Source organism: Curtobacterium sp. SGAir0471, assembly GCF_005490985.1.
Taxonomy (GTDB): domain Bacteria; phylum Actinomycetota; class Actinomycetes; order Actinomycetales; family Microbacteriaceae; genus Curtobacterium.
Genome location: NZ_CP027869.1, coordinates 2,805,745 through 2,818,760, shown reverse-complemented (window position 1 = coordinate 2,818,760; position 13,016 = coordinate 2,805,745). Strand labels below are relative to the sequence as shown.

Below are 13,016 nucleotides of genomic sequence, written 5' to 3'. Positions count from 1 at the left end.
CCCGGCCGAAGCACGTGGCTCAGTGACCGCGGCCGGCCATCGCCTCGAGGATCTGCTGGTGGGTCCCGTCACGCTCGGCCCAGCGCAGCGGCTGCACGTTCTGCACGAGGATCTCGGGTGCGGCACCGGACTCGAGCAGACCCATCACCTCGTCGCTGAACGCGTCGAGGGGCATCCCGCCGAAGTCCGCCCCGCCCATCAGGTCCGTCTGCACCGCCGGCGGCGCGAGCTCGAGCACCTCCACCGAGCTGCCGACGAGCTGCTGCCGCAGTGCCTGCGTGTAGGAGTGCACACCGGCCTTCGTGGCGCTGTAGGTCGGGGTGGCGGTGAGTGGCACGAACGCCAGACCGGACGACACCGTGATGAGCGTGGCCGCAGGGCGGGTCAGCAGGTGCGGCAGGAAGGCGTCGATCAGGCGGATCGTGCCGACCAGGTTCGTCTGCACGGTCTCGAGCGCGTCATCGATGTGCCCGGGGTCGCGCAGGTCCTCGTTCCGCATGATGCCCGACATCGTCACGACGGCGTCGAGTGCGGGGTAGCGGTCGATGACGTCGGCCGCGGCGGTGGCGATCGAGTCCGCGTCGGCGACGTCGATCACGACGGTACCGAAGCCGTGTTCGGCGGCGAGGGCGTCCAGGCGGTCCTGGCGGCGACCGCCGATCACGACGGTGCTGCCCGCGGACTGCAGGCGCTGGGCGAGGGCCAGTCCGAGGCCCGACGTCGCGCCGGAGATGAAGACGGTGCTGTTCGTGGTGTCCATGACGACCACGATGCTCCCGCGACCGGGGCGGCTCCAGGGCGCGTGCATCGGGGGACCGCCGATCCCTGGCTCGCCGAGCGCCGGGACGGCACGATGGGGGCATGGACCGATCCGCCCTCGCCGACTTCCTGCGCCGTCGCCGCGAGCTCCTGCGCCCCGAGGACGTCGGGCTCGGCAGCGGTGCACGTCGGCGGACGCCGGGACTCCGTCGCGAGGAGATCGCCGCCCTCGCCGGGATGAGCGTCGACTACTACACGCGGCTCGAGCAGCAGCGCGGCCCGCAGCCGTCCGAGCAGATGGTCGCGGCGATCGCCCGGGCGCTGCGGTGCAGCCTCGACGAACGTGACCACCTGTTCCACCTCACCGGGCACACCGCCCCGGTCCGGTTGCACCGTGCGGACCACGTGGACCCGGCCATCCTGCGGGTGCTCGACCGGCTCGAGGACACGCCGGCGATCGTGGTCAGCCACCTGGGCGAGACCCTCGTCGAGAACCGGCTCGCGCGTGCGCTGCTCGGCGGTTCCGTCGCCCTGCCGGGCAACGAGCGCTACCAGGCGTGGCGCTGGTTCGTCTCCGAGACGGAGCAGGCGAAGTACGCGCCGGAGCAGCACGAACGGCTGGGCCGGGTGGTGGTCGCGTCGCTCCGTGCCGCCGTCGGGCTCGCGGGACCGAACGACCGCCGGGCGACCGAGCTCGTCGCCGAACTGCAGCGTCGCAGCCCGGCCTTCCGCGAGATCTGGGATCAGCACGAGGTCGCGACCCGGTGGTCGGACAACAAGACGATCGTGCAGCCCGAACTCGGACGGATCACCGTGGACTGCCAGGTGCTGCACACGGACGACCAGGCACAGGCGCTCCTGCTCTTCACCGCGCCGCCCGGGAGCGAGGACGCGCAGAAGCTCGAGCTCCTCGGCGTCCTCGGGACGCAGCAGTTCGACAGCGACCGCGTCGGGCGCTGATCCTCAGTCCGTCGACGCGCCCCGCGCCCGAAGTGCCTCGACGACGGCGTCCGGCTCGTTGCACCGGAACCGCAGCGACCGCGCCCCGCGGATCGTGACCTGCACCCCGGGACCACCGTCGAGCAACACCGCGGTGCCGCCCGGGACGAGCCGGATGCCGAGGCCGCCGGAGTTGCCGCCCGTCATGTGCACGACCTCGGCCGCCGTGATCTGCTCGGGAGCGATCCGTCGCCGGTACCACCAGGGACGCACCCGGACCTCGAGGACCTCGTCCACCCGGACCGTCATCCGCATCAGCACCGAGCCGATGCCGAGCGCGACCGTGAGGCCGAGCGTGACCACCAGGACACCGACGTCCGACGCCGTCGGTGGCTGGTCCTGCCACCCGGCCGGTACCGCGAGCACGAGCGCCGCGATCCCGACGGCGGTGGCGATGACGGCCCACCCGATGATCGTCATCGTCCGACCGGACCGGACGGTCTCCTCGTGCACGGGGTGGGACATGCGTTCCACCCTCGCACACCGGTGAGGAACGAGCGAGGGCGAGACCTGTGCCACGGGACGCGCGGCGCAACCCCGCGTCACACACCTGGCACCCCCAGGGACACCGTGCCTAGGGTGGCCGGGTGACAACTCCGCGCGTGTACGTCATCCACGAGAACCCCGAGTGGTTCCCGCCCTTCGCCGAGGCCTTCGCGGCCGAGGGGGTCCCGGTCGAGGAACTCCTGCTCACCGACGGCGGCGCCCTCGGCAGCATCGACCTGTCCGCCGACCCCGCTCCCGGCGTCTACTGGTCGCGGATGTCCGCGTCGAGCCACACCCGCGGCAACGAGCACAGCAAGGAGTACGCCCGCGCGCTGCTCGGCTGGCTCGAGCGCTCCGGCGCGACGGTCGTGAACGGCAGCCACGTCCTCGAGCTCGAGGTGTCGAAGGTCGCCCAGCACGGGCTGCTCCGCGACGCCGGCTTCGACGTGCCCCGCACCACGGCCGTGTTCGGGTCGTCCGCCCTGCGCGAGGCCGCCCGCACGTTCACCGGCGGCGAGGACGTCCCCTTCATCACGAAGCACAACCAGGGCGGCAAGGGCCTCGGCGTCCGCCGGTTCGACACCCTCGCCGAGTTCGACGCGTACGTCGACAGCCCCGAGTTCGAGGCTCCCGTCGACGGCATCACGCTGCTCCAGGAGCTCCTGACCGCCCGCGAGCCGTTCATCACCCGCGCCGAGTTCGTCGGTGGCGAGTTCGTCTACGCCGTCCGGGTCGACACGAGCGCCGGCAGCTTCGAACTCTGCCCGGCCGACGCGTGCGAGGTCCCGCAGGTCATCGCCGGAGCCGTGTGCGACGTGCCCGGCTCTGAGACGACCAGCACTGCGGCTCCCGGCGCACCGGCCGCCTTCAGCATCCGCGACGAGGTCACCGCCGAGCACCCGCTCGTGCAGCAGCTCCGCAGGTTCCTCGCCGACCAGCGCATCCAGGTCGCCGGCGTCGAGTTCATGGAGACCACGGACGGCCGCACCGTCGTCTACGACGTCAACACCAACACGAACTACAACCCCGCCGTCGAGGCGGCCGCGCCGGTCTCCGGGCCGCGCGCGATCGCGCGCTTCACCGGCGCGCTCCTCGAGCAGGCGTACGCCGCGTCGGCGACCACGGCCTGAGACGACACCACCCAACGGCCTGGAGGCTCGTGGCGGGCCCGCCCCGCGCCTCCAGACCGTCACGACCCACCTGAGGAACCACACGTGCGATTCGGATACTGGACCCCGCTCTTCGGCGGCTGGCTGCGCAACGTCGAGGACGAGGACATGCCCGTCACCTTCGACTACGTCAAGCGGCTCGCCCAGCGAGCCGAGCGGATCGGCTTCGACCTGACGCTCGTGCCGGAGCTCAACCTCAACGACATCAAGGGGACGGCGGCGCCGAGCCTCGAGGCGTGGGCGCTGGCGGCGGCCCTGGCGGCGACCACCGAGCGGCTCGAGATCATGGCGGCGATGCGTCCCGGCTACCACCTGCCGGCCGTCACGGCGAAGCAGGCCGCGACCATCGACGAGATCTCGTGCGGTCGGTTCACGTTCAACGTGGTGAGCGCCTGGTGGGCCGAGGAGGCCCGGCAGTACGGCGGCATCTTCTCGGAGCACGACGACCGGTACGCCCGCACCGAGGAGTTCGTCGCGATCCTGAAGGGTCTGTGGTCCGAGACGCCGTTCTCGTTCACGGGGGAGTACTACGACGTGCAGAACACGCACCTCGAGCCGAAGCCCCGGGTGACGCCGCGCATCTACGCCGGCGGCGAGAGCGAGGCGGGGAAGAGCTCGATCACGCGCTTCGCCGACGCCTACCTGACGCACGGCGGCACGGTTGACGAGCTCCGCACGAAGATCGCCGAGATGAAGCGCCGCCGCGAGGACGCGGGTGCGGCCCCGTTCGAGGCGTTCGGCATGGCCGCGTACGTGATCGTCCGCGAGACCGAGGAGGAGGCACAGGCCGAGCTGGCGCGCATCACCGACGTCCGCCACGGCAAGGCCTACGAGTCGTACCAGGACTTCATCTCGAAGTCGCAGCTCGAGCACGTCCCGTCGCTCGAGGACTACTCGGTGTCGAACCGTGGTCTGCGCCCCGGCTTCGTCGGGACGCCGCAGCAGGTCGCCGACCGCATCCGCGAGTTCGAGGACGCCGGCGTCGACACCCTGCTGCTGCAGTTCTCGCCGCAGGCCGAGGAGATGGAGCGCTTCGGCGAGCAGGTCATCCCGCTCGTGCGCGCGGCCGTCCCCGCCGAGCCGGTCGCCTGATGGCGGTCGAGGACGACTGGGCCTTCGAGACGCGGCAGATCCGGGCCGGCTTCAAGGCCGATCCGGGCTTCGGGGCGAACGTGCCCCCGATCGCGCAGAGCGCTGCCTACGTCTACCCCTCGGGTGAGGACGCCGCGGCCCGGTTCATGCTCGACGCGCCCGGCCACACCTACACGCGGGTGAACAACCCGTCGGCGGCGGCACTCGAGCGACGCGTCGCGGACCTCGAGGGCGGTGTCGGTGCGCTGGCGCTGGCCTCCGGGCAGGCGGCGACCACGCTGGCGGTGCTCGGCGTCGCACGCGCCGGTGCCCACGTCGTCTCGTCGGCGTCGCTCTACGGGGCGACCTACACGCTCTTCCACTCGACCCTGAGCGACCTCGGGATCTCGTTCACGTTCGTGCAGGACCCGACCGACCTCGACGAGTGGCGCGCCGCCGTGCGCCCGGAGACGCGGGCGTTCTACGGCGAGAGCATCCCGAACCCGCGCGGTGACGTGCTCGACTTCGCCGGGGTGGCCGGCGTCGCACACGAGGCCGGTGTGCCGCTCATCGTCGACAACACCATCGCGACGCCGTACCTGGTGCGGCCGATCGAGCACGGCGCCGACATCGTCGTGCACTCGGCGACGAAGTACCTCGCCGGCCACGGCAGTGCGATCGCCGGGATCATCGTCGACAGCGGGAACTTCGACTGGTCGGCGCAGGCGGAGAAGTACCCGCAGCTCACGACGGTCGAGCAGTCCGGGTTCGCCGGCACGGCCTTCGCCGAGAAGTTCGGCCGCCGCGCGTTCATCCAGCGCACCCGGTCGAAGCTGTCCGCCGACCTCGGCCCGGCGATCGCGCCGTTCAACGCCTTCCTCGTGTTGCAGGGCATCCAGACCCTGTCGCTGCGGATGGACCGGCACGTGGCGAACGCGGCTGCGGTGGCATCGTGGCTCGACGCGCACGCGCAGGTCGAGCACGTGCACTACGCGGGCCTGCCGACGTCGCCCTGGCACCACCTACAGCAGCGCTACGTGCCGAAGGGTCCGTCGGCCGTCCTCGCGTTCGACCTGGCCGGTGGGGTCGAAGCGGGTCGACGGTTCGTCGCCGCGCTCGAGCTCTTCGACCACGTGTCGAACCTCGGTGACGTGCGGTCGCTCGTCGTCCACCCGGCGTCGACGACCCACGTGCAGATGACCCCGGAGCAGCGCGCTGCCGCCGGCGTCGGCGAGGGTCTCATCCGCCTGTCGATCGGTCTCGAGCACGTGGACGACATCCTGGCCGACCTGACGCGGGGGTTCGCGGCGGCCGCAGCGGGATAGGTTGGGGGCATGACCTCGCTGGCCGCACCGACCCGCGTGCGGGTGCGCGCCCCAGGCAAGATCAACGTGTTCCTGTCCGTCGGTGCGCTGCAGGACGACGGCTACCACGACGTGGCGACGGCCTACCAGGCGGTGTCGCTGTACGAGGACGTCACCGCGGAACCCGCCGACGACTTCTCGGTCCGGTTCACGGGGCCGATCGACACGAGTTCGGTCCCGACCGACGACTCGAACCTGGCCATCCGCGCCGCCCGACTCGTGGCCGAGGCCGCCGGGTACCGCGGCGGCGTACGGCTCACCGTCGAGAAGCAGGTCCCCGTCGCCGGGGGGATGGGCGGGGGATCAGCGGACGCCGCGGCCACGCTGCTCGCCTGCGACACCCTGTGGGGCACCGCGCTCGGGCGGGACGAGCTGCTGCGCCTGGCGGCCCGCCTCGGCGCCGACGTGCCGTTCGCGTTCGCCGGGGGCACCGCCGTGGGGACGGGGCGCGGCGACGAGCTCAGCCCGGCGTTGGCCAAGGGCGAGTTCCACTGGGTCCTCGCGCTCAGCGACGACGGTCTCTCGACCCCTGCGGTCTACCGCGCACTCGACGAGCACCGCGAGCGCTACCGCGCCGACATCCGCCCGGCACCCACCACGCCCGTGGTCGAGGCCAACGTGCTCCAGGCGCTCCGGGCCGGGGACGCGGACCTGCTGGCGGACTGCCTGCACAACGACCTGCAGGCGCCCGCGATGCGGTTGCAGCCGGGGCTGGCGACGACGATCGAGGTCGGCGAGAAGGCCGGTGCGCTCGCGGGCATCGTCTCGGGGAGCGGGCCGACGGTGGCGTTCCTGGTGGCCGACCGCGATGCCGCGCTCGAGGTGCAGGTGGAGATCAGTGCCGCCGGGCTCGTGGCGGTCCGGGCGACCGGCCCGGTGCACGGCGCTCGCGTCGTGCACTGACGATCAGGGCACCGGCGATAAGGGCACCGACGATCAGGTCGACCGTACAGCCGGGACTCAGTCGCGGACGAACTCGGTGATGACGACCCGTCCGGTGCGCCACTTCTGCTCGACGTGGAAGCCGTGCTCGGCGAGGACCTCGGTCGTCTCCGGCTGGATGTCCCGGGCCTTCGGGGTGCCACCGACGAACCACACGGTGTCGATGTCGCCGAGGCGCGCCGGGATCGTCGACGCCAGGTCGCCGTTCTGGTTCCAGAGCACGCCCGACTCGGCGCCGTTCTTCCGGATGCCCAGGTCCGTCATCCCGGTGAACGCCCAGGGGTAGGAGACGCGGATGATCTCCGCGGTGGCCCCGGGGTGGCCGTAGACGCTGCCGAAGACGACCCCCTCGTTGGCACCCGTGTTCGCGCCCCGCTCGGCGGCGATGATCGATGCGGCGTTCGCCCACGTCGAGTCCTGCTTCGCACGGGGCGTCTTGACATCGATCGCGCTCGGCACGCTGATCACCAGGAAGACCGCGAGCAGCGCCGCGATGAGTGCCCGCCGCCGCAGCGCCGTGATGGCGAGGGCGATGAGGAGTGCGACGAAGGGCATGCTCAGCGACGCGTACTTGGGGGAGTACAGGTGCTTGCCGAGCGCCGTCGCGGTGAGGAGCGCACCGGTCGGCAGGAGCGCCAACGGCAGGGCGATCCGGACCACCTGGGCGCGCAGGAGGATCCGGACGGTGGGCACGCGGCGGTGCGCGGCGACCAGGGCTGACACGGTGCCGAGGACCAGGAGCGTCCACGCGACCGCGGCGTAGGCGCTGATACCGCCGAACCACGCGGTGGCGAACACCTGGTCGGGGGTGCGGGCGGTGATGCCGGAGATCCACGCGACCTGCTTGGACTGGTCCACGACCTCGAGCACCAGCGGCGAAGCGAGCAGTGCGGCCGCCGCTGCGGCGACCACCCACCGCACGAGGACGACCCGGCTCACCAGGGGGTCACCGGTTCCCGCTCGTCGGGTCCACGTGTGCGACCGGCGCTCCGCCAGCCAGGTCCAGCCCAGGGCGACGGCGTGCGAGACGACGGCGAGGGCGAGGTAGACGTTGAAGCAGACCGCCAGCAGGGCGAGCACGCCGTAGGCGACCCACCAACGGACGCTGGACGACGTCGACGCTCCGGAACGGGTCCGGCGGACGGCCGTGATGCCGACGAGGGTCAGACCGACCGCGAGCGTCGTGACCGTGGCGTAGGGGCGACCCTCGCCCGCGGCCCACTGCACGCGCGGCAGCGCGAGGAACGCCAGGCCGGCGACGATGCCGAGTCGTCGACCGCCCAGCCGGCGGCCCAGCGCGACGACGAGCCCGGCGGTGACGCCGATCGCGAGCGCGCTCGGGAAGCGCAGGGTGAACGGCGTGTACCCCACGAGCCAGAACCAGGCGTGGATGAGCGCGTAGTAGATGCCGTGCACCGCGTCCACGTTGTGGAGCTCGGCCCACAGCTGCGGCCAGCTGCGCGTGGCGCTGGTGACCGTCGCGGCCTCGTCGTACCAGAGCGACGGGACCCACGAGAACAGCACCCCGCTGAGGACGCCCAGCGCGCCGACCGTGAGTTCCGGCGTGCGGACCGCGGCGATGCGGAGGGCCGCCGAGGCGGACCGCAGACGGGTACGGACCGGCGCGACCCCGGCGGAGGCGGGGACGGTGATGGTGCCGGTCTGGGGTGCAGTCACGCACGCGACGGTAGCGGCACCGGCTGGGCAGGTGCCCGGTACCGGTGTCCCCTCCGTGAGAGTTCGCCATGCCGTAGGGTCACGGACACCATGACGACACTCCGCATCCGTGACGCTGCACGGTACCTCGGCGTCAGCGACGACACCGTCCGACGCCTCGTCGACGCCGGCACGCTGCCCCGATCAGAGGACGCCGCCGGCCGCACCGTGGTCGAGGGACGCGACCTCGCCGCCCACGTCCGTGGTCGTGACGCCGGTCTCGACGACCCCTCCGGTGTGCGCAGCTCGGCGCGGAACCGCTTCGTCGGCATCGTCACCGACCTGGTCGTCGAGGGCGTCGTCGCCCAGGTCGAACTGCAGGCCGGACCGAACCGGGTGGTGTCCCTGATGACCGCCGAGGCCGTCCGCGACCTCGGGCTCGAGGTCGGCTCCGTCGCGGTCGCCTCGGTCAAGGCCACGATGGTCACCGTCGAGGTGCCGGACCAGCCGGAGCGCGCACGGTGACCACGACCGAGTCCAGCGTCCCCGCCACCGACCCCGCGGCCCTCGCCGCTCGACGGAGCACCACGTCGCGCACCGCAGCCCTCGACGGCGCCGGACAGCCCGCGCTCGACGCGCTCGCCGGTGCCCGGGTGCTCGTCGTCGGTGCCGGGGGCCTCGGGGCGCCCGTGCTGACCTACCTGGCCGGCTCCGGGCTCGGTCGCATCACGATCGTCGACCACGACACCGTGGACACGTCGAACCTGGCGCGGCAGACCCTGTTCGCCGCGGCCGACGTCGGGCGTCCGAAGGCCGACTGCGCCGCCGAGCGGGTCCGGGGCGTCGACGCCGTCGTCGAGGTCGTCGCACTGGCCGAGCGGTTCCGACCCGAGCACGTCGTCGACCACGACGTCGTGGTCGACGCGGCGGACAGCGTCGAGGTCACCCGCGCCGTGTCGGACGCGTGCGCCGCGGCCGGCGTGCCGTTCGTCTGGGGGACCGCCCTCGGCTACGACGGTCAGGTCTCCGTCTTCCACGACGCCGCCGAGGAACCGGTCGACTTCCACGACCTGCACCCCGAGGCCCTGCCGGACGAGGGCTCCTGCGCGGCCGACGGAGTGCTGCCCGCACTGTGCGGCGCGGTCGGGGCGGTGATGGCGGCGCAGGTCACCGCGCTCGTCGCCGGGCTCGGCGAACCGCTGCTCGGCCGGGTGCTCACCGTCGACGCCCGGCGCTGGCGCTGGACCGAGAGCCGGTTGCGTCGCGGTCCCGGATCCACCCGTCCCGCGGCGCCGACGCTCGCGGAGCCACCGCGGATCGCCCCTGCCGAACTCGCACGACGGATGGCCGACGATGCCGACATCGTGCTGGTCGACGTCCGCACGGACGAGGAGCGCGCGACCGGTGTCGTCCCGGGCTCGCTGACCCCGGACGACCTCGGCGCATCCGCTCGGGACGGGGAGCTCGTGGTCGTCTGCGCGTCCGGGAAGCGTGCAACGGCGTGGGCGCGGCGAGCCGTGGCGGACCGCCCGTCCGGTGCACCGCCCGTGACCGTCCTCGACGGCGGGATCACCGCCTGGCGCCAGGAGGGGCTGCGCATCACGTCCTGACCGCACGTGCGGCTAGGATCGACCCGTGAATCCGCTCCTGCGTACCAGTTCCGCGCTCGCGATCGTCCTCGCCGGGCTGACCCTGGCTGCGTGCACGACCCAGCCGGACACGAGCGGTGCGACGGGCACCACCGCGAGCGCGGAGGCCACCGGCAGCGCGGGCCCGTCCGGGTCGATCACGGTGTTCGCAGCTGCCTCGCTCCAGCGCACCTTCACCGAGCTCGGGAAGCAGTACGAGCAGCAGCACCCGGGCACAACGATCACGTTCTCGTTCGCGGGCTCGAGCGACCTCGTCTCGCAGATCCGCAACGGCGCCCCGGCCGACGTGTTCGCCTCCGCCGACGAGGCCAACATGGCGAAGCTCGCGACGACCGACCTGGCGACGGGCTGGCCCCGCGACTTCGCCACGAACACCCTCGAGATCGCGGTCGCGCCCGGGAACCCCGAGCACGTCGCCGACCTCCGCGACCTCACCGCGTCCGACCTGCAGGTCGTCACCTGCGCCGCCCCCGTGCCCTGCGGCGCGGCGACGGCGAAGGTCGAGCGGGCCGCCGGCATCGAGCTGCGCCCGGTGAGCGAGGAGCAGTCGGTCACCGACGTCCTGGGCAAGGTCGAGTCGGGCCAGGCCGACGCCGGGCTCGTCTACGTCACGGACGTCGAGGGGTCCGGGGGCAAGGTCGAGGGCGTCCCGTTCGCCCAGTCGTCGGAGGCCGTCAACACGTACCCGATCGGCGTGCTCACGGAGTCCGCGAACCCGGTGCTCGCCGCGTCCTTCGCCGCGTACGTCCGGTCGGACGCCGGTCGTGCGGTCCTGAGCGCCGCCGGCTTCGGCGCTCCCTGACGGCGACCACGATGCACCAGCCCGAGAACCGGACGCCGCCGAACCGGACGCCGGAGGGTCACCGACGCACCCCCGTGCCGTGGTGGCTGCCGGTCCCGGCGGTCCTCGGCGGTCTGTTCGTCGTCGTACCCGTCGCAGCGATGGTCGGTCGGGTCGACTGGTCGTCCTTCGTCGCCCTGGTCACGTCGCCCGCGTCGACGACCGCACTCGGACTGAGTCTCGGCACCGCGGCCGCCGCGACCGGCGTCTCGTTCGTCCTCGGCTACCCGCTCGCCGTGCTCTTCGCCCGCTCGACATCGCGGTGGGTGGGGGTCCTGCGGGCACTGGTCCTGCTGCCACTCGTGCTCCCGCCGGTCGTCGGCGGCCTCGCCCTGCTCGCGGCCTTCGGACGGCTCGGCGTGCTCGGCGCGTTCCTCGACGAGCACGGGCTGCGGATCGCGTTCACCACGACGGCGGTCGTGATGGCGCAGGTCTTCGTATCGATGCCGTTCCTCGTATCGTCGATCGAGGGGTCGCTCCGCACCGGCGGCGGTCGGGCCGAGCGGATCGCCGCGACGCTCGGCGCCGGGCCGACGCGCACGTTCCTCACCGTGACGACGCCCCGTGTGCTCCCGGGCATCACCTCCGGCCTGGTGCTCTGCGGTGCGCGGGCGCTCGGCGAGTTCGGTGCCACGCTCACCTTCGCCGGCAGTCTGCAGGGGGTCACGCGGACCCTCCCGCTCGAGGTCTACCTGCAGCGCGAGGTCGACCCGGACACCGCCGTCGCCCTCGCGCTCGTCCTCGTCGTCGTCGCCCTCGTCGTGATCGGGACCACCACCCTGCGCAGCCGGCCGGTGACGACGTGACGCTCGGGGGAGCGGGGCTCCGCGCGCACGTCGTCGTCCCGGAGCGGGACGTCGACGTGCGCCTGACGATCGGCCCGGACGAGTGCGTCGCGCTGGTGGGGCCGAACGGTGCCGGCAAGTCGACGGTGGTCGAGGCCCTCGCGGGTCTCCTCCGCACCCGTGACGGCAGCGTCGTGCTCGCCGACCGCGACCTGACGGCCGTACCGACACACCGCCGCCGGGTCGGCCTGGTCGCGCAGCGCCCGGACCTCTTCGCCCACCGCTCGGTGATCGGCAACGTCGCCTTCGGTCCACGGGCCACGGGCGCGAGCGGCCGGGAGGCACGGCTCCGCGCCGCCACGGCCCTCGCCGCCGTCGGGTCGTCCGGTCTCGCCGACCGGTCACCGACCACGCTGTCCGGCGGACAGGCCCAGCGGGTCGCGATCGCCCGCGCGCTCGCGACCGACCCGGCCCTGCTGCTGCTCGACGAGCCGACCACGGCGCTCGACGTCGACGCCCGTACCGAGGTCCGCGAGGCCCTGCGCACCGCACGCGGCGGCCGCCCGACGCTCCTCGTCACGCACGACCCGCTCGAGGCCGTCGCGCTCGCCGACCGCATCGTGGTGCTGCGGGACGGCCGCGTCGTCGAGGAGGGCCCGACGGACGTCGTCCTCCGGCAGCCGCGGTCGCCGTTCTCGGCGTCCTTCTCGGGTCTGGTGCTCGTGACGGGGACGGCCACCCCGACCGGGATCGCACCCGACGGCGGGGGCGAGCTCGTGTCGGCGACGCACGCCGTGCCTCCCGGCCGACCCGCGGTGGCGGCGCTGCACCCGACCGCCGTGCGCGTGCGGCGGGACGGGCCCGGCCTCGAACGGACGGTGACCGCGGTGGAGCCGCGGGACGGCCTCGTGCGGCTGCGCGTCGGCGACCTGGTGGCGGACGTCACCGTGGCGACCGCCGCGGCACTCGACCTCGCTCCGGGCACCGACGTCCGGTTGACCGTCGAGCCCGACGAGGTCAGCGTCTACGCGCCCGCGTGAGGGTGCCCTAGCCGCCGGCGAACGGCGGCATCACGTCGACGGTCGCGACACCGTCGAGCGTCGTCGACCGGTCACGTGTCGTGATCCCGTCGACCAGGTACGAGCACCGCTCCTGCAGCGCCGTCCAGCGGTCCGGGTCCGCGGCCGTGACGCTCCGCAGGGCCGCGTCGAGCGTCGGCGTGTCGAGCATCGTGGCATCGACCGTCGTCTCGTCCTGTCCGACGGCCGCGCGGGCCGCGGCGAAGAACCGCATCG

At 73.1% G+C, this 13,016-nt stretch carries 14 protein-coding genes; 10 read left to right on the top strand and 4 right to left on the bottom strand.

Annotated features, from left to right (window positions below; translation table 11 throughout):
- Positions 1-19: 19 nt before the first annotated feature.
- Positions 20-760: an SDR family oxidoreductase gene (locus tag C1N91_RS13070; protein ID WP_137768068.1), complete on the bottom strand. Its 741-nt coding sequence runs from the start codon at positions 758-760 to the stop codon at positions 20-22.
- A 101-nt stretch (positions 761-861) separates the two neighbouring features.
- Here C1N91_RS13070 and C1N91_RS13065 point away from each other — a divergent pair, with 101 nt between their 5' ends.
- Positions 862-1,719: a helix-turn-helix transcriptional regulator gene (locus C1N91_RS13065; protein WP_137768067.1), complete on the top strand. Its 858-nt coding sequence runs from the start codon at positions 862-864 to the stop codon at positions 1,717-1,719.
- Positions 1,720-1,722: 3 nt separating this feature from the next.
- Here the strand turns inward: C1N91_RS13065 and C1N91_RS13060 are convergent, their stop codons facing one another.
- Positions 1,723-2,223 (bottom strand): hypothetical protein, encoded by a 501-nt coding sequence (locus C1N91_RS13060; protein ID WP_137768066.1) that lies wholly within the window; start codon positions 2,221-2,223, stop codon positions 1,723-1,725.
- A gap of 122 nt (positions 2,224-2,345) precedes the next feature.
- Between C1N91_RS13060 and C1N91_RS13055 the strand changes: the two genes are divergently transcribed.
- From C1N91_RS13055 to C1N91_RS13040, 4 genes are all read left to right on the top strand, one after another.
- Positions 2,346-3,374, top strand: a complete 1,029-nt coding sequence (locus C1N91_RS13055; protein WP_137768065.1) for an ATP-grasp domain-containing protein — start codon at positions 2,346-2,348, stop codon at positions 3,372-3,374.
- A gap of 84 nt (positions 3,375-3,458) precedes the next feature.
- Positions 3,459-4,505 carry an LLM class flavin-dependent oxidoreductase gene (locus C1N91_RS13050; RefSeq protein ID WP_058727988.1) on the top strand — a complete coding sequence of 349 codons (1,047 nt, stop codon included), beginning with the start codon at positions 3,459-3,461 and terminating at the stop codon, positions 4,503-4,505.
- Positions 4,505-5,809 (top strand): O-acetylhomoserine aminocarboxypropyltransferase/cysteine synthase family protein, encoded by a 1,305-nt coding sequence (locus tag C1N91_RS13045; RefSeq protein ID WP_137768064.1) that lies wholly within the window; start codon positions 4,505-4,507, stop codon positions 5,807-5,809. Before C1N91_RS13050 ends, C1N91_RS13045 begins: the two co-directional genes overlap by 1 nt.
- A 9-nt stretch (positions 5,810-5,818) precedes the next feature.
- Positions 5,819-6,751, top strand: a complete 933-nt coding sequence (locus C1N91_RS13040) for a 4-(cytidine 5'-diphospho)-2-C-methyl-D-erythritol kinase (RefSeq protein WP_137768063.1) — start codon at positions 5,819-5,821, stop codon at positions 6,749-6,751.
- Positions 6,752-6,808: 57 nt separating this feature from the next.
- On the opposite strand, the gene C1N91_RS13035 is transcribed toward C1N91_RS13040, so the two are convergent.
- The gene (locus C1N91_RS13035; protein WP_137768062.1) at positions 6,809-8,467 is read right to left on the bottom strand and encodes a glycosyltransferase family 39 protein; all 1,659 of its coding nucleotides are present in this window, start codon (positions 8,465-8,467) and stop codon (positions 6,809-6,811) included.
- Positions 8,468-8,557: 90 nt separating this feature from the next.
- Between C1N91_RS13035 and C1N91_RS13030 the strand changes: the two genes are divergently transcribed.
- From C1N91_RS13030 to C1N91_RS13010, 5 genes are read left to right on the top strand one after another with little or no spacing between them, the layout of a single operon-like run.
- Positions 8,558-8,971, top strand: coding sequence for a TOBE domain-containing protein (locus tag C1N91_RS13030; protein WP_058727992.1), 414 nt, complete (start codon positions 8,558-8,560; stop codon positions 8,969-8,971).
- Positions 8,968-10,056 carry a HesA/MoeB/ThiF family protein gene (locus C1N91_RS13025; RefSeq protein ID WP_137768061.1) on the top strand — a complete coding sequence of 363 codons (1,089 nt, stop codon included), beginning with the start codon at positions 8,968-8,970 and terminating at the stop codon, positions 10,054-10,056. Before C1N91_RS13030 ends, C1N91_RS13025 begins: the two co-directional genes overlap by 4 nt.
- Positions 10,057-10,081: 25 nt before the next feature.
- Positions 10,082-10,897, top strand: a complete 816-nt coding sequence (gene modA, locus C1N91_RS13020; protein WP_137768060.1) for a molybdate ABC transporter substrate-binding protein — start codon at positions 10,082-10,084, stop codon at positions 10,895-10,897.
- 11 nt (positions 10,898-10,908) lie between these two features.
- Entirely contained in the window at positions 10,909-11,742 is an 834-nt protein-coding gene (locus C1N91_RS13015) for an ABC transporter permease (protein WP_137768059.1), read from the top strand.
- Positions 11,739-12,761, top strand: coding sequence for an ABC transporter ATP-binding protein (locus tag C1N91_RS13010; protein ID WP_137768058.1), 1,023 nt, complete (start codon positions 11,739-11,741; stop codon positions 12,759-12,761). Before C1N91_RS13015 ends, C1N91_RS13010 begins: the two co-directional genes overlap by 4 nt.
- 7 nt (positions 12,762-12,768) lie before the next feature.
- Here C1N91_RS13010 and C1N91_RS13005 read toward each other — a convergent pair whose 3' ends face one another.
- Positions 12,769-13,014 (bottom strand): MoaD/ThiS family protein, encoded by a 246-nt coding sequence (locus tag C1N91_RS13005; protein ID WP_137768832.1) that lies wholly within the window; start codon positions 13,012-13,014, stop codon positions 12,769-12,771.
- Between the last annotated feature and the right edge of the window lie 2 nt (positions 13,015-13,016).